Source organism: Pseudonocardia sp. DxW (genome assembly GCF_058448985.1).
This window is the reverse complement of sequence record NZ_JBZFLK010000031.1, coordinates 20,103-38,980: the sequence shown is the minus strand read 5'-3', so window position 1 is coordinate 38,980 and position 18,878 is coordinate 20,103. Positions and strand designations below refer to the sequence as shown.

The 18,878-nt window shown below is 74.7% G+C and carries 16 protein-coding genes; 7 read left to right on the top strand and 9 right to left on the bottom strand.

Going from position 1 to position 18,878, the window contains the following annotated elements; translation table 11 throughout:
* Positions 1 to 144: 144 nt before the first annotated feature.
* Positions 145 to 1,221 (top strand): PucR family transcriptional regulator, encoded by a 1,077-nt coding sequence (locus ACVJO7_RS30770; RefSeq protein WP_491675865.1) that lies wholly within the window; start codon positions 145 to 147, stop codon positions 1,219 to 1,221.
* A gap of 11 nt (positions 1,222 to 1,232) precedes the next feature.
* Here the strand turns inward: ACVJO7_RS30770 and ACVJO7_RS30765 are convergent, their stop codons facing one another.
* The 8 genes from ACVJO7_RS30765 to ACVJO7_RS30730 form a co-directional block, all read right to left on the bottom strand.
* On the bottom strand, positions 1,233 to 2,447 hold the full coding sequence (locus ACVJO7_RS30765; RefSeq protein WP_491675864.1) for a GNAT family N-acetyltransferase: 1,215 nt from the start codon (positions 2,445 to 2,447) through the stop codon (positions 1,233 to 1,235).
* Positions 2,448 to 2,495: 48 nt separating this feature from the next.
* A complete protein-coding gene (locus tag ACVJO7_RS30760) occupies positions 2,496 to 3,434 on the bottom strand; it encodes a DUF4333 domain-containing protein (protein WP_491675863.1) in 939 nt (312 codons plus the stop codon).
* A gap of 52 nt (positions 3,435 to 3,486) precedes the next feature.
* A complete protein-coding gene (locus ACVJO7_RS30755) occupies positions 3,487 to 6,438 on the bottom strand; it encodes a DEAD/DEAH box helicase (protein ID WP_491675862.1) in 2,952 nt (983 codons plus the stop codon).
* Between the two features lie 62 nt (positions 6,439 to 6,500).
* Positions 6,501 to 7,247, bottom strand: a complete 747-nt coding sequence (gene pyrH, locus ACVJO7_RS30750) for a UMP kinase (protein ID WP_344017519.1) — start codon at positions 7,245 to 7,247, stop codon at positions 6,501 to 6,503.
* 107 nt (positions 7,248 to 7,354) lie between these two features.
* Positions 7,355 to 8,335, bottom strand: a complete 981-nt coding sequence (gene tatC / locus ACVJO7_RS30745) for a twin-arginine translocase subunit TatC (protein ID WP_491675861.1) — start codon at positions 8,333 to 8,335, stop codon at positions 7,355 to 7,357.
* 61 nt (positions 8,336 to 8,396) lie between these two features.
* Complete coding sequence (gene tatA / locus ACVJO7_RS30740; RefSeq protein ID WP_344017517.1) at positions 8,397 to 8,681, bottom strand: Sec-independent protein translocase subunit TatA; 285 nt, start codon at positions 8,679 to 8,681, stop codon at positions 8,397 to 8,399.
* A 136-nt stretch (positions 8,682 to 8,817) separates the two neighbouring features.
* Positions 8,818 to 9,810: a helix-turn-helix transcriptional regulator gene (locus ACVJO7_RS30735; protein ID WP_491675860.1), complete on the bottom strand. Its 993-nt coding sequence runs from the start codon at positions 9,808 to 9,810 to the stop codon at positions 8,818 to 8,820.
* Positions 9,807 to 10,796 (bottom strand): helix-turn-helix transcriptional regulator, encoded by a 990-nt coding sequence (locus ACVJO7_RS30730; RefSeq protein WP_491675859.1) that lies wholly within the window; start codon positions 10,794 to 10,796, stop codon positions 9,807 to 9,809. The genes ACVJO7_RS30735 and ACVJO7_RS30730 overlap by 4 nt, the downstream gene beginning before the upstream one ends.
* A gap of 159 nt (positions 10,797 to 10,955) precedes the next feature.
* On the opposite strand from ACVJO7_RS30730, the gene ACVJO7_RS30725 reads away from it, so the two are divergent.
* The 3 genes from ACVJO7_RS30725 to glsA (ACVJO7_RS30715) all read left to right on the top strand — a co-directional run bounded on the left by ACVJO7_RS30725 (position 10,956) and on the right by glsA (ACVJO7_RS30715) (position 13,394).
* Complete coding sequence (locus ACVJO7_RS30725; protein WP_344017514.1) at positions 10,956 to 11,195, top strand: hypothetical protein; 240 nt, start codon at positions 10,956 to 10,958, stop codon at positions 11,193 to 11,195.
* Between the two features lie 82 nt (positions 11,196 to 11,277).
* A complete protein-coding gene (gene glsA / locus ACVJO7_RS30720) occupies positions 11,278 to 12,324 on the top strand; it encodes a glutaminase A (protein WP_344017513.1) in 1,047 nt (348 codons plus the stop codon).
* A gap of 62 nt (positions 12,325 to 12,386) precedes the next feature.
* Positions 12,387 to 13,394 (top strand): glutaminase A, encoded by a 1,008-nt coding sequence (glsA, locus tag ACVJO7_RS30715; protein WP_344017512.1) that lies wholly within the window; start codon positions 12,387 to 12,389, stop codon positions 13,392 to 13,394.
* A gap of 43 nt (positions 13,395 to 13,437) precedes the next feature.
* Here the strand turns inward: glsA (ACVJO7_RS30715) and pafA are convergent, their stop codons facing one another.
* A complete protein-coding gene (gene pafA / locus ACVJO7_RS30710) occupies positions 13,438 to 14,799 on the bottom strand; it encodes a Pup--protein ligase (RefSeq protein WP_344017511.1) in 1,362 nt (453 codons plus the stop codon).
* 42 nt (positions 14,800 to 14,841) lie between these two features.
* Here pafA and ACVJO7_RS30705 point away from each other — a divergent pair, with 42 nt between their 5' ends.
* The 3 genes from ACVJO7_RS30705 to ACVJO7_RS30695 are packed head-to-tail and all read left to right on the top strand — an operon-like array spanning position 14,842 to position 18,615.
* Positions 14,842 to 16,419, top strand: coding sequence for a bifunctional phosphatase PAP2/diacylglycerol kinase family protein (locus ACVJO7_RS30705; protein ID WP_344017510.1), 1,578 nt, complete (start codon positions 14,842 to 14,844; stop codon positions 16,417 to 16,419).
* Positions 16,416 to 17,942: an amidohydrolase gene (locus tag ACVJO7_RS30700; protein ID WP_491675858.1), complete on the top strand. Its 1,527-nt coding sequence runs from the start codon at positions 16,416 to 16,418 to the stop codon at positions 17,940 to 17,942. The genes ACVJO7_RS30705 and ACVJO7_RS30700 overlap by 4 nt, the downstream gene beginning before the upstream one ends.
* Complete coding sequence (locus ACVJO7_RS30695) at positions 17,929 to 18,615, top strand: class I SAM-dependent methyltransferase (RefSeq protein WP_491675857.1); 687 nt, start codon at positions 17,929 to 17,931, stop codon at positions 18,613 to 18,615. Before ACVJO7_RS30700 ends, ACVJO7_RS30695 begins: the two co-directional genes overlap by 14 nt.
* The last annotated feature ends 263 nt before the right edge of the window (positions 18,616 to 18,878 follow it).

Below are 18,878 nucleotides of genomic sequence, written 5' to 3'. Positions count from 1 at the left end.
ACCGGCCGGCCACCAGGGGCGGGGCCCGGTCCTGTCCCGATCGCACCCGATCACCGCCGGGTGGTGTCCGATCGCACACCGCCCGGCAACACGACGGACAACCGGGTTCACACCCGCGTGACCGCACGCGCCTAGCGTCACGGCGTGCTCGCCGGACCGGACGAACCGCTCATCGTGGTGCGGGACGTGCTGGGCTGGGCGCCCGGGCTGCGGCTGGTCGGTGCGGAGACCGGCCTGGACCGCCCGGTGCGCTGGGCGCAGGCCACAGACCTGCCCGATCCGTCCCCCTACCTGCGCGGCTCGGAGCTGGTGCTGGTGACCGGGCTGTCGATGGCCGACGCCGCCGCCTGCCGGGCGTTCGTCGCCGCGCTGGCGCCGACCCGGCCGGCGGCGATCGGGTACGCGATCGGGGTCGTGCACGCGAGCGCGCCGCCGGTGCTCGTGCGCGAGGCGAACCGGCGCGGCATCCCGGTCTTCGAGATCCCGACCGACGTGCCGTTCATCCACTTCACCGAGCAGCTGTCCCGGGAGCGGATGGCCCACCAGGAGCGCAGCCAGAACGGGCACCTGGTGGAGCTGGTGCGGCTCGGCCGGGCCGGTCCCGAGGTGCTGCTGCAGCGGGCCCCGGGGCTGGACGGCGACCAGCGGGCGCTGCAGGTCAGCGTGCACGCCCGGGGATCGGCGCCCGGCCCGGCGGTGTCGGCGTCCGGCCGGACGCTGGTGGCCGATCTCGGCGACCGCATCGTCGTGCTGCACCGGGCCGGGGAGCCGCCGTCGGCCGCGGCGGGCCCGGCCGAGGGGACCAGCGGGCCGGGCCGGCCGTCGGACCTGCCGCGGCTGCTCGCGCAGGCGGTCGCCGCGTTCGATCTCGCCCGGTCCCGGGGCCGCCCGGCCACCGCGGCGGATCTCGCCTCGCTCGACTCGCTGGCCCGCTGCCTGCCGGCGGCCTACCTGCAGCCCTTCCACGAGCACCTGTGGGAGCCGCTGGCCCGGCACGACCGGGTGCACGGCACCGAGCTGCTGGCGACGGTGCGCACCCTGGTCGCCTGCGCGGGCTCGGTCCGCGAGTGCGGCAGGCGGATGTACCTGCACCCGAACTCGGTGCGCAAGCGGATCGGCCGGATCCGGGCGGTGACCGGCCGGGACCCGGCCGATCCGGCCGATCTCGCGGCGCTGACGGTCGCGCTCACCTACGCCGAGGGCCCGGCCGCGCGGGCCTGACCGGCGCGGCGTCAGAAGAAGGTGCCGGACCAGGGCGCCGGGCCGGGCACCGCGAACAGCGCGTCCGCGGTGGCCCCGGCTCCCGCCGTGTGCTCGGTCCAGCGGCCGGCCGCGACCAGCGCGGACGGCGGCCGGTCGCCCAGGAACGCCTGCGCGAGCGACTCCAGGCCGCACTCCAGGTCCGGCAGGGCACCGCCGGCGGCGACGGCACCGTCCGGGCCGAGCCGCCAGGTGCCCGCGTCGTCGAACAGCGGATCGTGCAGCCGGAGCACCACCGGGTCGCCGTCGCCCCAGCTGCGGGCGCCGAGCGCGGCCGGCACGTCGACGATCCGGAGCCACAGATCGTCGCCGCGGCCGACGATCCGGTGCAGCCGCGGATCGGCCAGCATCAGGTCGAGGTCCTCGTCGCGCGGCCGGGCCCAGGCGAGCACCCCGGTGGACAGGTCGATCCCGGTGAGGAACCGCCACAGCCCCGACGTCGCCGACGGCGAGCCGGCCCACAGGTCGTGCACGACGATCTCGTCCTCGCCGAACCGCTTCCCGTCCCGCACGCCCCACACGACGAACCCGTCGTCGCCGTCCGGGCCGGTGTGCACGGCGATGCCCCGGTACTCGGCGGCCGACTCGCCGCCGGGGTCGATCCCGCGCCGCCACCACCGGGCGTTGCGGGTGATCGCGCCGGGCCGCGACCCGGCGAGCCGGTCCTGCAGCTCGGGCAGGAGCTTGCCGGCCTCGGTCGCGCCGAGCATCCGGACCCGGCCCGGCGCCGGGGTGTCCGGCCGCCACTGCGGGCGGGCGGCGACCTGCACGTGGTTGCCGCGGGAGGCGATGCCGTAGCCGAACCGGCCGTAGATCGCGGCCTCGCTGGCCCGCAGCACGGCGGCGGCGTCGCCGCGGTCCCGGGCGGCGCCCAGCTGGGTGCGCATCAGCGCAGTGAGCCGGCCGGCCCGGGTGTGGTCGGCGCGGACACCGACCGCGCTGACCGCGGCCGCGTCGATCCGGCCGCCGCCGGGCAGGGTCAGCCGGGACGGGAAGGAGAACGCGCTGCCGACCAGCTCGCCGTCGGCGCCGCGCACCCCCAGCCAGTGCTCGTCCGGCGACTGGCCGTGCGACTCCCAGTCGGCCTCCGGGACCGGGCCGCGGTGCAGGGTCCGGCGGAACACCTCGTAGGCGGCGCGCCGGTCGGCGGGATCGGTCAGGACTGCCACGTCGTGCTCTGCGCTCACGTCCGCCGAGCCTTCCGGGTGCCGCGGCGGGCCGCCACCCGATTCCGGTCAGACCCGGTTGACCTGGTAGTCGCCCTCGTCGGAGGTGACCAGGCCCGGGACCTCGACCTGCTCGCCGTCCACCACCGCCTGGCAGGAGAACGCCGTCCCGGCCGACACGACGACGTCGTCCGGGCACTGCACGGCGCCGACCTCGAGCCCGTAGTCCTCGGTGAGGACCTGGTTGACGCCCGCCTGCAGCGCGGTCTGGTCGAGCTGGCGGGTGATCGCCCAGGCCGGCCAGACGAACGCGGACAGCGCGAGCACGGCGACCAGCAGCACGGCGCCGCCGGCCAGGATCCAGGTGCGGGTGCCGGACGGGCGCTGCACCTTCTCCGGCGGCGCCCACGGCTGGTCGGCGCCCCAGCCACCGTCGGCGGGCTGCGCGGTCGTGGTGTCCCCGGCCCAGGCCGACGACGGGGACGACGCCGGCACCGCGTCGGTCGGCTCCTCGGCCGCCCGGCGCCTGCGGCGGCGCCCGGTCGGGACGGCCCAGGTGTCGTCCTGGGCCTGCGGTGCCTCGTCGCCCCAGGGCGCGCCGTCCTGCTGCGCGCCGGCCCAGCTCCCGGTGCCGTCCTGCTGCGCGCCCGCCGGGTCCCCGGCGCCGGGATCCCGCTGCGGCGCGGCGCCCCAGCCGCCACCGGCGTCCTGCGGTGTACCCGCCCAGCCACCGGCGGCGTCGTCCTGCTGGGTGCCGGCCCAGCCGCCGGCGCCGTCCTGCTGGGTGCCGGCCCAGCCGCCGGCGTCCTGCTGCGCCCATCCGCCGGTGTCCGCCTGCCGGGCCCGGTCCTCGTCGCCGTCCCACCCGGGGGCCCAGGCCCCGGTCGACTCCGGGTCGGCACCCCACCCGCCCGGCGGCGGGGTGCCCCACGCCGGGATCTCCCCCGTCTGCTCAGTGGCGTCCGCGTCGTCCGCGCCACGCCGCTCCGGTCCCTGCGGGTTGCTCATCGCCGACCTCTCGCCCGTCCGTCGTCCGCCCGGAGGTGTCGCACCGGGCGCCTCATTCCATGCCCGCCGCGACGACGCCGCGGCGCACCGCACCGGACGCCCGGTGCGCGGCCCGCCCGACGCCGCTCGACCGGCCGGCGACGCCGGCGATCTGGTCGAGCAGGTCGAGCACCTGTCGGGCCCAGCGTACGAAGTCGCCCGCGGACAGCTCGTGCCCGTTCCGTTCGGCGGCCTCCAGAACCTGTGCGAGGGACTCCCCGCGCGCCCAGCGGTGCATCGGCCAGGCGAACGCCAGGTCGGGGGCACGGGTGCGTTCCGCCTTGTGCCGGCGCTGGTCGGCGTCCAGCTCGTCCCACAGCGCGACGGTCCGCTCCAGCGCGTCGGCCACCGGCCCGGCGGGCAGCCGCGGCATCGGCGCGTCGTCCCGGCGGGACTCGTACACCAGCGCCGAGACCACCGCGGCCAGCTCGTCCGGTTCGAGACCGTCCCACACGCCGTGCCGCAGGCACTCCGCGGCGAGCAGGTCCGACTCGCCCCACAGCCGGGCGAGCACCCGGCCGTGCGCGGTCACCTCGTCCTCGCCGGGCCCGGCCTCGTCGGCCGGGACCAGGTAGCCGCGCTCGGACAGCAGCGCCCGGATCCGGTCGAACGCCCGCGCCAGCGAGTTCGTGGTCGCCCGGACCTTCTGCCGCAGCGACTCCGTCTCCCGCTCCAGCCGCTGGTGCCGCTCGGCCCACCGGGCGTGCGCCTCCCGGTCGTCGCAGCCGTGGCAGGGGTGCACGCGCAGCGCCCGGCGCAGCGTGACCAGCTCCGGATCGTCCTGCGCGCCGTGCCTGCCGCGGCGGCCGCCGCCGCTGTCCGGCGGGCGGATGCGCGAGTTCCGCAGCGACGACGCGAGGTCCCGGCGGACCTGCGGGGACCGGTGCTCGACCCGCTTCGGCAGCTTGATCCGGCCCAACACCTCGACCGCCGCCGGGAAGTCGGCCGCGGACAGCCGACCCGCCCAGCGGTCCTCGGTGCAGACCAGCGGCCGCGGCTCGGGATCGTCGCGGCCGTTCGCCGACACCGCGCCCACGCCCGGGTCGAGCACGACCGCGATCCCGGCCCGCCTGCCGGACGGGACGGCGATCACGTCGCCGGGGCGCAGCTCGCGCAGCGACTCGGCGGTCTCCTCCCGGGCGACCGCGGTGTTCTGCCTGCGCAGCGACTTCTCCCGCTCGGAGATCCGCCTGCGCAGCTCGGCGTACTCGGCGAAGTCACCGAGATGGCAGGTCATCGACTCCCGGTAGCCGGCCAGCGCCTCGGTGTTGCGGTCGATCCGGCGGGCCAGGCCGACCACCGAGCGGTCCGCCTGGAACTGGCCGAACGAGCGTTCCAGCAGCTCGCGGGCGGCGTCCGTGCCCAGCCGGCCGACCAGGTTGACCGACATGTTGTAGACCGGGCGGAACGAGCTGTGCAGCGGGTAGGTCCGGGTGGACGCCAGCCCGGCGACCTGCTCCGGGTCCATCCCGGGCGTCCACAGCACGACCGCGTGCCCCTCGACGTCGATCCCGCGCCGCCCGGCCCGGCCGGTGAGCTGGGTGTACTCCCCCGGCGTCAGGTCGACGTGCGCCTCGCCGTTGAACTTGACCAGCCGCTCCAACACCACCGTGCGGGCCGGCATGTTGATGCCCAGCGCCAGCGTCTCGGTGGCGAACACGCACCGCACCAGGCCGGCGACGAACAGCTCCTCGACTGTCTCCTTGAACGCGGGCAGCATACCGGCGTGGTGCGCGGCGACGCCGCGTTCGAGCGCCTCCCGCCACTCCCAGTACCCCAGCACGCCCAGGTCGGCCTGCGGGAGGTCGCCGGTGTGCTTCTCGACGATCCGGCGGATCTCGTCGACCTCGTCCGGCTCGGTGAGCCGGATCCCGGCCCGCACGCACTGCCCGACGGCGGCGTCGCACCCGGCCCGGGAGAACACGAACGTGATCGCCGGGAGCAGCCCCTCCCGGTCCAGCCGGTCGATCACCTGGACCCGGGACGGCGGCCGGAACTCGCCGGGCCGGCCGGGGCCGCCCGGCCGCGGCCCGCGGCCGACGACGGCGGTCGCGTCGGTGCGCGCGTCGCGCCCGCCGCGGGTGCGGTTGCGGTCCCGCGGGCCGCCGCGGCCGCGCCCACCGCCGGAGCGCGGGCCGCGGTCGCCGGCCCGGTCGGCGGCCCGCGCTCCGGCGAAGTCCCGGCGCTGCATCTCGCGGGTGTAGCGCACGAGATCCGGATCGACCACCAGCTCGGCCGCGCCGTCGCCGGGCCGCCGCCGCTCGCCGAACAGGTCGAACAGCCGGTTGCCGACCATCATGTGCTGCCACAGCGGGACCGGCCGGTGCTCGTCGACGACGACGGTGGTGTCCCCGCGGACCTCGACCAGCCAGTCGCCGAACTCCTCGGCGTTGCTCACCGTCGCGGACAGCCCGACCACGGCGACGTGCTCGGGCAGCTGGAGGATGACCTCCTCCCAGACCGCGCCGCGGAAGCGGTCGGCGAGGTAGTGCACCTCGTCCATGACGACGTAGCCGAGATGGTCGAGCCTGCGGTTCGCCGCGGCGTCGGAGTCGGCGTAGATCATGTTCCGGAGCACCTCGGTGGTCATGACGACCACCTGCGCGTCCCCGTTGACGGCGGTGTCACCGGTCAGCAGACCGACCGCGTCGGCGCCGTAGCGGTCGACGAGATCGGCGTACTTCTGGTTGGACAGCGCCTTGATCGGGGTGGTGTAGAAGCACTTGCGGCCCTCGGTGAGCGCCAGGTGCACGGCGAACTCGCCGGCGACCGTCTTCCCGGCGCCGGTGGGCGCGCACAGCAGCACGCCGTGCCCGTCCTCCAGGGCCTCGCACGCCTCCCGCTGGAAGCCGTCCAGCTCGAACGGCAGCAGACCGGTGAACTCGGCGAGCCGCGGATGCGCGGCCCTCGCCTTCGCCGCCGCGTAGGCGGCGGCCGGGTCGCTGCTCCCTGCACGGGTACTCACGGCCCCAGGCTGTCACACACCCCCGACGGTGTGCCGGGACACCGCCGGTGCGGAGACGGCGGTCACGCGTCCTGCGCGAACTCCGGCTCCACGATGTCGGAGTTGATCTCGGTCCCGTGGTGCTCACCACGGCAGATGGCGGCCATCAGGCCGTCCTTCTCGATGTCGAACACGTGCAGCGGCAGGCCGTGGTCGCGGGCCAGGATGAACGCGGTCTGGTCCATCACCGCGAGCCGGCGGGAGAGCACCTCGTCGTAGGGCAGCCGCTCGTAGCGGCGGGCGTCGGAGTCCTTGCGCGGATCGGTGTCGTAGACGCCGTCGACGCCGTGCTTGGCGACGAGCAGGGCGTCCGCGCCGATCTCCAGCGCCCGCTGCACGCTCGGGTAGTCGGTGGTGATGAAGGGCTGCCCGTTCCCGCCGGAGAAGATCAGGATGGCGTCCTTGTCCAGGTGCCGCTTGGCGCGCAGCCGCAGGAACGGCTCGGCGACCGCGTTGATCGGGATCGCGGTCATCACCCGGACGTTGTCCTCGCCGCCGGCGGAGAGCTTGCCGCGCAGCAGCAGGCTGTTGATAACGGTGCCGAGCATGCCGATGTTGTCGGCCTCGACGCGGTCGATGCCCCAGGAGTCGGAGCGGTTCCCGCGGAACACGTTGCCGCCGCCGACGACCACGGCGATCTGCACGCCCAGCGCGCGGACCTGCTGGATCTGGGACGCCAGGTGGGTCAGCGCGGGGGCCGAGAAGCCGAAGCCGTCGTCACCGGCCATCGCCTGCCCGCTGAGCTTGATGACCACCCGGTTGTACTTCATGCGCCCCGACCCACTCCTCGCCTGTCCTGCCCGCCGATCCCGGTCCGGGACGAGCCTACGGACGTGTCCGCGGCCACCCGCGGTGCGGGGGACACGGTGCGGAGGGCTCAGGTGATGTCGTCGTAGCCGGGGGCCGGATCGTCACGGCGCTGCTGCGGCGGCGTCGGGTCCGGCGGGCGGGTCGCCACCGGCGGCGCGGCGGTCCGGGTGCTGCCCGCGACGTCGGACGGCTCGTCGATCCGGGACGGCCCGTCGAGCCGGGACGGCGTGGTGTCGATCTGCGACGGGGTGTCCGGGTCGAGCCCGTCCCAGCCCTCCTCGACCCGCCTGCGGGCCTTGCGGCGGTCGTTGAACCGGCAGATCTGGATCGCGCCCTCGAACAGCAGCGTCAGCGCGAACGCCAGCGCGAGCATCGAGATCGGGTCCTGCCCGGGCGTCGCGATCGCGGCGAACACGAACAGGCCGAAGACCAGGCCGCGGCGGGCCTTCGCCAGCGCCGCGTAGGTGACCACCCCGGCGGCGTTGAGCGCCACCACGACCAGCGGGATCAGGAAGCTGACGCCGAAGATGACGATCAGGTTGACAACCAGCGAGAAGTACGACGAGCCGGTCAGCGCCGTCGTCTGGATCTCGCTACCGATGGTCAGCAGGAAGCCGAGCGCCTGCGGGATGATCAGGTAGGCGAGCACGGCGCCGGTGACGAACAGCAGCGCCGCCACCGAGACGAAGCTCAGCGCGTAGCGCCGCTCCTTCTTCAGCAGCCCCGGCGTGATGAAGCCCCAGAACTGGTAGAGCCAGATCGGGCAGGCCAGGATCACCCCGGCCGTCGCGCCGACCTTCAGCCGCAGCATGAACTGGTCGAACGGCGTCGTGCCGAGCAGCGTGCACGAGTTCGGGTCGGCGTTGAAAGACGCCCGCGAGGTCGCCGGGAGCGAGCAGTACGGCTCCTTGAGCAGCTCGCCCAGGCTGGACCAGCCGAAGAACGACACCTCGAACCAGATGTAGCCGAACACCGTGGTCACCGCGATCGCGGCGAGCGAGATCCCGAGCCGGTTGCGCAGCTCGTAGAGATGCTCGATCAGCGTCATGGTCCCGTCGGGATTGACGGTGCGCTTCCGACGGAACGGCGACTTCACGGCGCTGGATACCTCAGTTCGTGGAACCCGCGCCGCGGTCCTGCGGCTGCTGCGGGGCCGGCTCGGCCTGGCGCTGCGGGGCCGAGGCGGCCGGCAGCTCCTGCGGGGCAGGCGCCTCGGCGGCCTTGTCCGATCCCGCCGCCTGCGAACGGGCGTCGTCGTCCTTCAGACCCTTCATCTCACCCTTGAACACGCGGGCGGACTGGCCGACCGAACGCGCCATCTCGGGGAGCTTCTTCGCGCCGAACAGCAGCAGCAGCACCGCGATGATGATGAGCCACTCGTAGCCACCGGGCATGGTGTCAACCTCCGTCGATCTCGACCTGGCCGAGTCTACGCACGGCACCTGTGCCGTCCCTGTGTGCCCGGCATGAACCAAGCGATCGTCATCGCGAGTTCACGTTCCCGCGACGAAGCCGAACGTGATCGTACTGTCACGCTCCGTCAGTCATCGCGAGGGCCTCCCGGGCGCGCTCGCGCACCGCCGTGGCCAGCTCGGCGGGCTCGACGATCCGGGCCCGCCCGCCCAGCCCCAGCACCAGCCGGACCAGCCAGTCCGGGTCGGCGAACCGGATCAGCACGCGCAGCACACCGCCGGGCCCGGGCGCCGGGCCGTCGGCGCCCGGCTCCGGGGCCCGCACGTCGTCCACCGGGTAGTACTCGGCCACCCAGTGCGCCTGCGGGTCCAGCTCCAGCACCGCGTGCCGGTGCTCCGAGCGCGGGCTGAACAGGCCGTGCGTGACGTCGGTCGGTTCGGCCTCCGGGTGCGGGCGGGCCGGCTCCGGGAGCTCCTCGGCCTGCTCGACCCGGTCCAGCCGGAACATCCGGACGCCCGCCGCCCGCCGGCACCACGCCTCCAGGTAGCCGCGGCCCTCGGCGACGACCAGCCGCATCGGGTCCACGTCGCGCCGGGACACCGCGTCCCGGCCCGCGGTGAAGTAGACGATGCGCAGGGCGCGCCCGCGGTCCAGCGCGCCCCGGACGACCGCGGTGGTCTCCCGGTCCGCGGTCCCGGACTCGACGCTCACCACGCCGGCCCGCTCCCCCGCCGTCCCGACCGCGGCCTCGATCTTGCCGATCGCCCGGGCGACGGCGTCCGAGTCGACCACGCCCGGCGCCTGGTGCAGCATCCGCAGCGCGACCAGCAGCGCCGTAGCCTCGCTGGTGGTGAGCCGCAGCGGCCGGGTCAGGCCCGCGTCGAACACGACGTCCACCGTGTCCCCGGCGAACGACAGGTCGACCAGGTCCCCGGGGCCGTAGCCGGGGAGCCCGCACATCCAGAGCAGCTCCAGGTCGCGGCGCAGCTGCTTCTCGTCGACGCCGAAGTCGGCGGCCGCCTCGGCGACCGGCACCCCGGGCCGGGCCCGCAGGTAGGGCACCAGCGACAGCAGCCGGGGCAGCCGCTGCGCGACGCCGTGCCGGGTCACCGGGCGGCCCCGGTCGCGAGGTCCGCGGCGCCCGCCCACAGCGCGCGGACCGCACCGGCCAGCTCCGGCGGGTCCAGCACGGCGACGTCCGGCCCGTGCCCGGCCAGCCAGCGGGCGACCGTCTCCCGGTCCCGCACGTCCAGCTCGATCTCGATCCCGGCACGCCCGGCGTGCTCGGCCGGGCCGATCTCGCGGCCCAGCCGGCGCAGCCCGGCGGCCCGGCCACCGGCCACCCAGACCCGCGCCGTGCCCGAGACCGGCGGCGGCCCCGCGGAGCGGCGTACGATCTCCCGCAGGTCGATCCCGTCCGGCACCCGCACCGCGCCCTCCGGCCCGGTCGTCCGGATCTCGCCGTGGATCCGGGACAGCCGGAAGCAGCGCACGTCGTCCCGGCCGCGGTCGTGCCCCACCAGGTACCAGCGGCCGCGGAACGAGACCACCCCCCAGGGCTCCACCTCGCGCAGGATCGGCTCGCCGGCCGGCCCGCCGCGGCGGTGCGCGAACCGCACCGCGCGCCCGGTCCGGGTCGCCGCCAGCAGCGGCGCGAGCGCCGGTTCGCCGGCGTGCAGGCCGGTCCGGACGGTCGCCGCCGGGTTCTCCGCGACCTCCACCCCGGCCGCCCGCAGCTTCACCAGCGCCCCGTGCGCGGCACCGGCCAGCTCCGGGGAGTCCCACAGGTTCCCGGCCAGCGCCACCACGGTCGCCTCGTCCGGCGTCAGCTCGATCTCGCCCAGCTCGTAGTCGGCGCGGGCGATCCGGTAGCCCTCGACGGTGTCGAACACAGAGTTCTGCCCGGTCTCCAGCGGCACGCCGAGCTCGCGCAGCTCCGCCTTGTCCCGCTCGAACATCCGGAAGAACGCCTCGTCGCTCGCCGCCTCGGCGTAGCCCGGCACGGTCGCCCGGATCCGTTCCGCGGACAGGAACTGCCGCGTCGACATCAGGCAGAGCACCAGGTTCACCAGTCGCTCGGCGCGGGCGGAGGACACCCCGGCATCGTATCCGCGCGCACCGGCCCGCACCGGGCGCCCCGGACACACCGGACCGGGCGCGACCGGGTGTCTCATCCTGCGACAGGGCTGTTGACGGCCCTGCGCGTTGGGGAAAGGCTCGTCGGCGGCGACGACGCCGGACGTGGAGGTGGCCCCGTGACGCCCGACCAGGAGACGTACAACCCGTGGACCGTGGTGAACCTGGTGTTCCACCATCTCGCCGAACAGGGGCTGCACCCGGTCCTCGGCGAGACCGGTGACCCGGCGGCCGCGGCGACCGGGCTGCTGCGCGCGATGGGGATCGCACCGGCCCCGGAGAAGGCCGGCCCCGCGGACCCGGAGGTACAGGACGAGCTGGCCGAGCTCCGGCGGAGGATCATGCCCGGCATCGAGTGAGCCGCCCGCGTGATCTAGGTTCCGCTGCGCACCGGTCGCGGCGGGACGGGCCCCCGCGCCGAGCGACGGCGGAGGGGGCGGGATGGAGCAGACCGAGCGCGAGATCGTCCAGCAGCAGCTCGAGGAGCTGCACCAGGTCGTCGGCCGCCCCGGCGGCATCCCGGACGGCCGGGTGGTCTCCTACTACCCGCCGTCGATGGCGGCCCGCGCCGACGTGTTCGGCCTGGCCGCCACCGACGTCGACGGCACCCAGTGGCAGGTCGGCGACGCCGACGTCCGGTTCCCGCTGCACTCCATCTCGAAGGTCTTCACCTACGGACTCGCCCTGGAGGACAACGGCCGCGAGGAGGTCATGCTCCGGGTCGGCGTCGAGCCCTCCGGCGACCCGTTCAACTCGATCAGCTTCGACGAGGTCAACAACCGCCCGTTCAACCCCATGATCAACGCCGGGGCGCTGGTCGCGGTGAACCTCGTGCACGGCTCGACCAAGGAGGAGAAGGTCGAGCGGCTGCTCACCCGGCTGCGGATCTACGCCGGGAACCCCGATCTCACCGTGGACGAGGACATCCTCGCCGAGCAGCTCGTCTCCAACGACCGCAACGTCTCGCTGTCCTACCTCATGCGCAGCCTCGGCATGCTGCACGGCAACATCGAGGACAACCTCTACGTGTACCTGGCGGCGTGCTCGGTGTGCGTCAGCAGCGTCGAGCTCTCGACGATGGCCGCCACCATCGCCCGCGGCGGCGCGAACCCGTTCACCGGCGTCCCGGCGCTGCCCCGCACCTACACCCGCGACGTGCTCAGCGTGATGAGCATGTGCGGCATGTACGACGCCGCCGGGCAGTGGCACTACGACGTCGGCATCCCGGCCAAGTCCAGCGTGTCCGGCGCGATCCTGGCCGTCATCCCGGACGCCATCGGGGTCGGCGTGCACTCCCCCGGCCTGGACCGGCACGGCAACTCCGCCCGCGGGGTCGCGGTGTGCCGGGCGCTGTCGGACCGGTTCGGGCTGCACGTGTTCGCCGATCCGTCGGAGTCCCGGCTGGGCCGGATCGTGCGGCCCGGCCGGCGGGACGACGCCACCGAGATGTACCCGTCCGGGGACGGCTGGCTGCCGGAGGGGCTGTAGCGCGGACCGGCCGCCGGACCTCTACGTTGCGGTGGTCCACATCGTCGACGGGGAGGGACGACATGGTCGCCCAGAAGGAACGCGAGCTGGTCCAGGAGCAGCTCGAGGACCTGCGCAACACCTGCACCGCGGGCCGGGGGAGCCTGCTGCCCGGTGAGGAGGTCGTCAGCTACTACCCGGCCGAGATGGAGGCCCGCGCCGACGAGTTCGGGCTCGCCGGGACCAACGTCGACGGCACCCAGTGGCGGGTCGGCGACTGCGACATCCGGTTCCCGCTGCACTCGATCTCCAAGGTGTTCACCTACGGGCTGGCCCTGGAGGACAACGGCCTGGACGCCACCCTCGACGCGGTCGGCGTCGAGCCCTCCGGGGACCCGTTCAACTCCATCACCTTCGACGACGTGCACAACCGCCCGTTCAACCCCATGATCAACGCGGGCGCGCTGGTCGCGGCGAACCTGGTCAAGGGGTCGTCGAAGGAGGAGCGGGTCGAGCGGCTGCTGGAGCGCTACCGGGCCTACACGGGCAACCCGGAACTCGTCGTCGACCAGCAGATCCTGGACGAGCAGCTGGTCTCCAACGACCGCAACCTCGGCCTGTCCTACCTGATGCGCAGCCTCGGCATGCTGCACGGCGACATCGACGACAACCTGTTCGTCTACCTGTCGGCCTGCTCGATCACGGTCACCACGCCGGAGCTGTCGGTGATGGCGGCGACCCTGGCCAACGGCGGCGTCAACCCGCTGACCGGCGAGACGGCGCTGCACCGCGAGCACCTGCGCACGGTGATCAGCGTGATGAGCATGTGCGGCATGTACGACGCCGCCGGCGAGTGGGCGCACGACGTCGGCATCCCGGCGAAGAGCGGGGTGTCCGGCGGGATCATGGGGACCCTGCCGCGGTACTTCGGCCTGGGCGTCTACTCCCCCGGGCTGGACCGGCACGGCAACTCGGTGCGCGGCGTGGCCGTCTGCCGTGAGCTGTCCCGCCGGTTCGGCCTGCACGTGTTCGCCGATCCGTCCGAGTCCCGCTTCGGGCGGGTCGCCCAGCCGGACAGCATCCAGTCCTGAACCCTGCTGCGGGTGGCCGCCGCGGCGGCCACCCGCAGCGCGGCTACAGCGAGGCGATGAGCCGGTCCACCCGCTCGTCGACGGCCCGGAACGGGTCCTTGCACAGCACGGTCCGCTGGGCCTGGTCGTTGAGCTTCAGGTGCACCCAGTCGACGGTGAAGTCGCGGCCGGCGGCCTGGGCGGCGGCGATGAAGTCGCCGCGCAGCTTGGCCCGGGTGGACTGCGGCGGGGTGTCCTTGGCGGCCTCGATCTCGCCGTCGTCGGTCACCCGGTCCACCAGGTCCTTGCGCTGGAGCATGTCGAACAGCCCGCGGCCGCGCCGCACGTCGTGGTAGGCCAGGTCGAGCTGGGCGATCCGGGCGCTGGACAGCTCCATGTCGTGCTTGTTGCGGTACCGCTCGACCAGCCGGTGCTTGATCGCCCAGTCGATCTCGCGGTCGATCAGCGAGAGGTCCTGCTGCTCGACCGCGTCCAGCGTGCGGCCCCAGAGCTCGACGACCCGCTCCATCACCTTGTCCTCGTGCCCGCGGCTCTGCAGGTACTCGACGGCGCGGGCGTGGTACTCGCGCTGGATGTCCAGCGCGCTGGCCTCCCGGCCGCCGGCCATCCGGACCGGGCGGCGGCCGGTCAGGTCGTGGCTGATCTCCCGGATCGCCCGGATCGGGTTGTCCAGGGTGAAGTCCCGGAACTGGACGCCCGCCTCGATCATCTCCAGCACCAGGGTCGCCGATCCCACCTTGAGCAGGGTCGTGACCTCGGACATGTTCGAGTCGCCGACGATGACGTGCAGCCTGCGGTAGCGCTCGGCGTCGGCGTGCGGCTCGTCGCGGGTGTTGATGATCGGGCGGGACCGGGTGGTCGCCGAGGAGACGCCCTCCCAGATGTGCTCGGCCCGCTGGGACAGGCAGTACACCGCGCCGCGCGGGGTCTGCAGCACCTTCCCGGCGCCGCAGATCAGCTGCCGGGTGACCAGGAACGGCAGCAGCACGTCGGCGATCCGGGAGAACTCGCCCTGCCGGGCGACCAGGTAGTTCTCGTGGCAGCCGTAGGAGTTGCCGGCCGAGTCGGTGTTGTTCTTGAACAGGTAGATGTCACCGCCGATGCCCTCGTCGACCAGCCGGCGCTCGGCGTCGACCAGGAGGTCCTCGAGGATGCGTTCGCCCGCCTTGTCGTGCGCGACGAGCTGGGTCAGCGAGTCGCACTCGGCGGTGGCGTACTCGGGATGGGAACCGACGTCGAGGTACAGACGGGCACCGTTGCGGAGGAAGACGTTGGAGGAACGGCCCCACGACACGACCCGCCGGAACAGGTAGCGGGCCACCTCGTCCGGGGACAGACGGCGCTGCCCGTGGAAGGTGCACGTGACACCGAACTCCGTCTCGATCCCGAAGATCCGACGCTGCATGCCGTTCAGGGTAGGCGCCCGACCCCCTCTACTGTCAGTGTTGTGAGCGGATGGTTCGAGCGCGTCGCACGTCGGTCCCGCCGGGTGGACGGGGGTATCGCGACGGTCTCGCAGGTCGACCAGGGCATCACCGATTTCATCGCGAGCCGCCCGCCGAGCCGGGTGGACACCACGCTGCGCCGTCTCACCCGGTCGGCCGATCACAGCCTGCTGTGGTTCGCGGTGGCCGGGATCCTCGCGGCACGGCGCGGGGCGAGTCGCAAGGCGGCGCTGCGCGGCGTCGCGTCGATCGCGCTGACCAGCCTCACCGCGAACGCGGTCCTCAAGCCGCTGCTGCCCCGGCGCCGGCCGGCCGCGGCCGGGCTCCCGGTGTACCGGACGGTGAGCGACCCGCCGTCGTCGTCGTCGTTCCCGTCCGGGCACGCGGCGTCGGCCGCCGCGTTCGCCACCGCGGTGGTGCTGGAGCACCGGCGGGCCGCGCCGGTGGTGGTGCCGCTGGCCGCGCTGGTCGGCTGGTCGCGGGTGCACGTCGGGGTGCACTGGACCTCCGACGTGCTGGCCGGCGCCGCCGTCGGGACCGGCGTCGCGCAGCTGACCCGCCGCTGGTGGCCGGTCCGGCCGAGCGACGAGGCGCGGGCCCGGCCGATCGACACGGTGCCGGTGCTGCCGCACGGCGACGGCCTGGTCATCGTGTCCAACCCGTTCTCCGGGCCGCCCGACCACGACGTCTCCGACGAGGTCCGGCAGCGGCTGCCCGCCGCGCACCATCTCGTCGTCGGTGACGGGGTGAAGGTCGAGGACATGCTGGAGGACGCGATCGCGCAGCGCGGGCAGTGGGTGCGCGCGGTCGGCGTGGCCGGCGGGGACGGCACGGTGGCGACCGCCGCGGCGGTGGCCGACCGGTACGGGCTGCCGCTGGTCGTCGTCCCGGGCGGCACGCTGAACCACTTCGCCCGTGACGTCGGCGTCTACGACACCCAGGAGGCGGTGGACGCGACCCAGGCCGGTGAGGCGGTCGCCGTCGACCTGGCACTCGTCGAGGCGCACCCGGGTCGGCTGGACGATCCGGAGGACGCCTCGGTCACCCGGACCCGCTACTTCATCAACACCGCCTCGATCGGCTCCTACCCGGAGCTGGTGCGGCTGCGCGAGCAGTGGCAGCCGCGCTACGGCAAGTGGCCGGCCTTCGCGGCGGCGCTGATCACGGTGCTGCGGCGCTCGGAGAAGATCAGCGTGAAGATCGACGACCGCTGGTACAAGGTGTGGTTCCTGTTCGTCGGCAACGGCCCCTACCACCCGCGCGGTGCCGTGCCGGCCTGGCGGCCGACGCTGGACTCGGGCCTGTTGGACATCCGCTGGCTGCGCGCCGACGTGCGGTTCTCCCGGCTGCGGGTGGTGCTGGCGCTGATCCTGGGCGCGCTCGGCCACAGCCGGGTCTACCACCAGCGCGAGGTGCCGCGCCTGGACGTGGAGCTGCTCGAGCCGAGCATGCTGGCGACCGACGGCGAGGTGGTCGAGGAGGCCGGCCGCTACACGTTCCGGGTCGCCGAGCGGCCCATCCCGGTCTACCGGCGCGACGAGGACCGCTGGACCGGCCGCGACCGCCCCTACCAGGGATGACGCCGTTGCTGCTGCGGTCGGTCCGCCCGCTGCTGCCCGGTTGCGACGGCCTCGGCGAGCCGGTGGACGTGCTGCTGTCCGGGCACCGGGTGGCCGCGGTCGGGCGCGGGCTCGAACCGGCCGGGACCGGGATCGAGACCGTCGAGTGCGACGGCCGCGCGCTCCTGCCCGGGCTGTGGGACCACCACGTGCACATGGCGCAGTGGTCGCTGGCCCGGCGCCGGCTCGACCTGTCCGGGGCCCGGTCGGCCGCCCGGTGCGCCGCGCTGGTCGCCGACCGGATCGCCACGGACCCGCCGGCGCCCGGCGAGGTCCTGGTCGGCTTCGGCTTCCGGGACGCGCTGTGGCCCGACGAGGCGCACCGCTCGCTGCTCGACGCCGTGTCCCGGACCGCGGCCGGTGACGTCCCGGTCGTGCTGGTCTCCGGCGACCTGCACCAGGGCTGGCTCAACGGCGCCGCGGCGGCCCGGTTCGGGCATCCCGGCCATCCGACCGGCCGGATCCGCGAGTCCGAGTTCTTCGAGGTCACCGTCGCCCTGCAGGACGTGCCGGCCGACGTGCTCGACGGCTTCGTCGCCGAGGCCGCGCGGGCGGCGTCGGCCCGCGGGGTGGTCGGCGTCGTGGACTTCGAGGCCCCCTGGTCGCTGCCGGACTGGCAGCGGCGGATCGACGCCGGCGTGACCGGGCTGCGGGTCGAGGCGTCGGTCTGGCCGGACCGGCTGGACGCGATGATCGCGACCGGTCTGCGCTCCGGCGACGTCGTCGACGGCACCGGCGGGCTGCTGACCGCCGGACCGCTGAAGGTGATCACCGACGGGTCGCTGAACACCCGCACCGCCTACTGCTACGACCCCTATCCGGCGCCGCCCGGGGTGGTCCTCGACCATCCGTGCGGCCTGCTGGTCGTGCCGCCCGAGGAGCTGCTCCCGCTGCTGTCCCGGGCGCACGCGGCGGGTCTCACCGCCGCCCTGCACGCGATCGGGGACCACGCGAACACCCTGGTGCTGGACGCGTTCGCGGGCACCGGTGCGCACGGCCGGATCGAGCACGCCCAGCTGCTCACCGACGACGACGTGCCCCGGTTCGCCGCGCTCGGCCTGGTCGCCAGCGTGCAGCCGGAGCACGCGCTGGACGACCGGGACGTCGCCGACCGGCTGTGGGCCGGCCGCACCGGGCGGGCGTTCGCGTTCGCCTCGCTGCACCGGGCGGGCGCCCGGCTGGCACTCGGGTCGGACGCCCCGGTCGCCCCGCTCGACCCGTGGGTCGCGCTGGCCGCGGCAGTGCACCGGTCGGCCGACGGGCGGGACCGCTGGCATCCCGAGCAGGAGATCGGCCGGGCCACCGCGCTCGGCGCGTCCTTCGGGGTGATGCCCGGTTCGGTCGCGGCCGTGACCGAGGGCGCCCGCGCCGATCTCGTGCTCACCGACGCGGACCCGACCTCGTGCGACCCGGCGACGCTGCGGGCGATGCCGGTCGCCGGGACGCTGGTCGGGGGTCGCTGGACGCACCGTGCCGGGATCTGAGGGCACGACACCACCGTCGCCCGGGCCGCAGGGACCGACCGGGCCGGGCGTGCTGGAGCGGATCGCCCTCCCCCGCGGGCCGCTGACCCTGCTCCGCCCGGCCGACCCGGACGCGGTCGGGTTCGACGCCGTCACCGTCGCCGAGGGCGTCGAGGAGCTGCACCCGCCGCACTGGGCCCGGTTGTGGCCCTCCGCCGTGGCACTCGCGACGACCGTCGACCGGGCCGGCCCGTCCCGGCTGGGCGGGCGCCGGGTGCTGGAGCTGGGCTGCGGCCTCGGGCTGCCGTCGCTGGTCGCCGCCCGGGCCGGCGCGGTGCCGGTGGTCGCGACCGACCGGTCACCCGCGGCGGTCGCCTGGGCCGCCGCGAACGCGCGCCGGTCCGGGCTGCGGGTGGAGACCGCGGCCGCCTCGTTCGACGGCCGGGACCCGGTACTCGACGCCACCCGCTGGGACCTGGTGCTCGCCTCCGACGTGCTCTACGGCGCGGCCGCCGCGGCGGCGCTCACCGCCCTGCTGCCCCGGGTGACCAGCAGGCGGGCCGCGGTGTGGCTGACCGATCCCGGGCGGCCGGAGACGCCCCGATGGCTGGCGGAGAACAAGGACCGGTGGATCGTGCGGACCCGGCCGCTGCCGGACGGGGTGGACCTGCACGTGCTGCGCCGCAGGCCCTGACCGGCCCGGCCGGTGGGCGTCGTCCGCCACGCTGACGGAGCGTTCCGGATGCGGCCGGGCGGGGCCGCCGGGCGGCGACGGCGGAACCGGACGAGGATCATGACCGCTGCATCCTGCAACCCACGCCCCCGGAAGGCCCCGATCATCGTCCGCCCGAGACCGTCCGCCGCGTTCGCGGGGCTCGCGACTACCTTCGCCGTGGTCATGATCGGGACCACCGGCATCTACGCCGGTGCCGCGACCGCGGCCGTGATCGAGGCCGC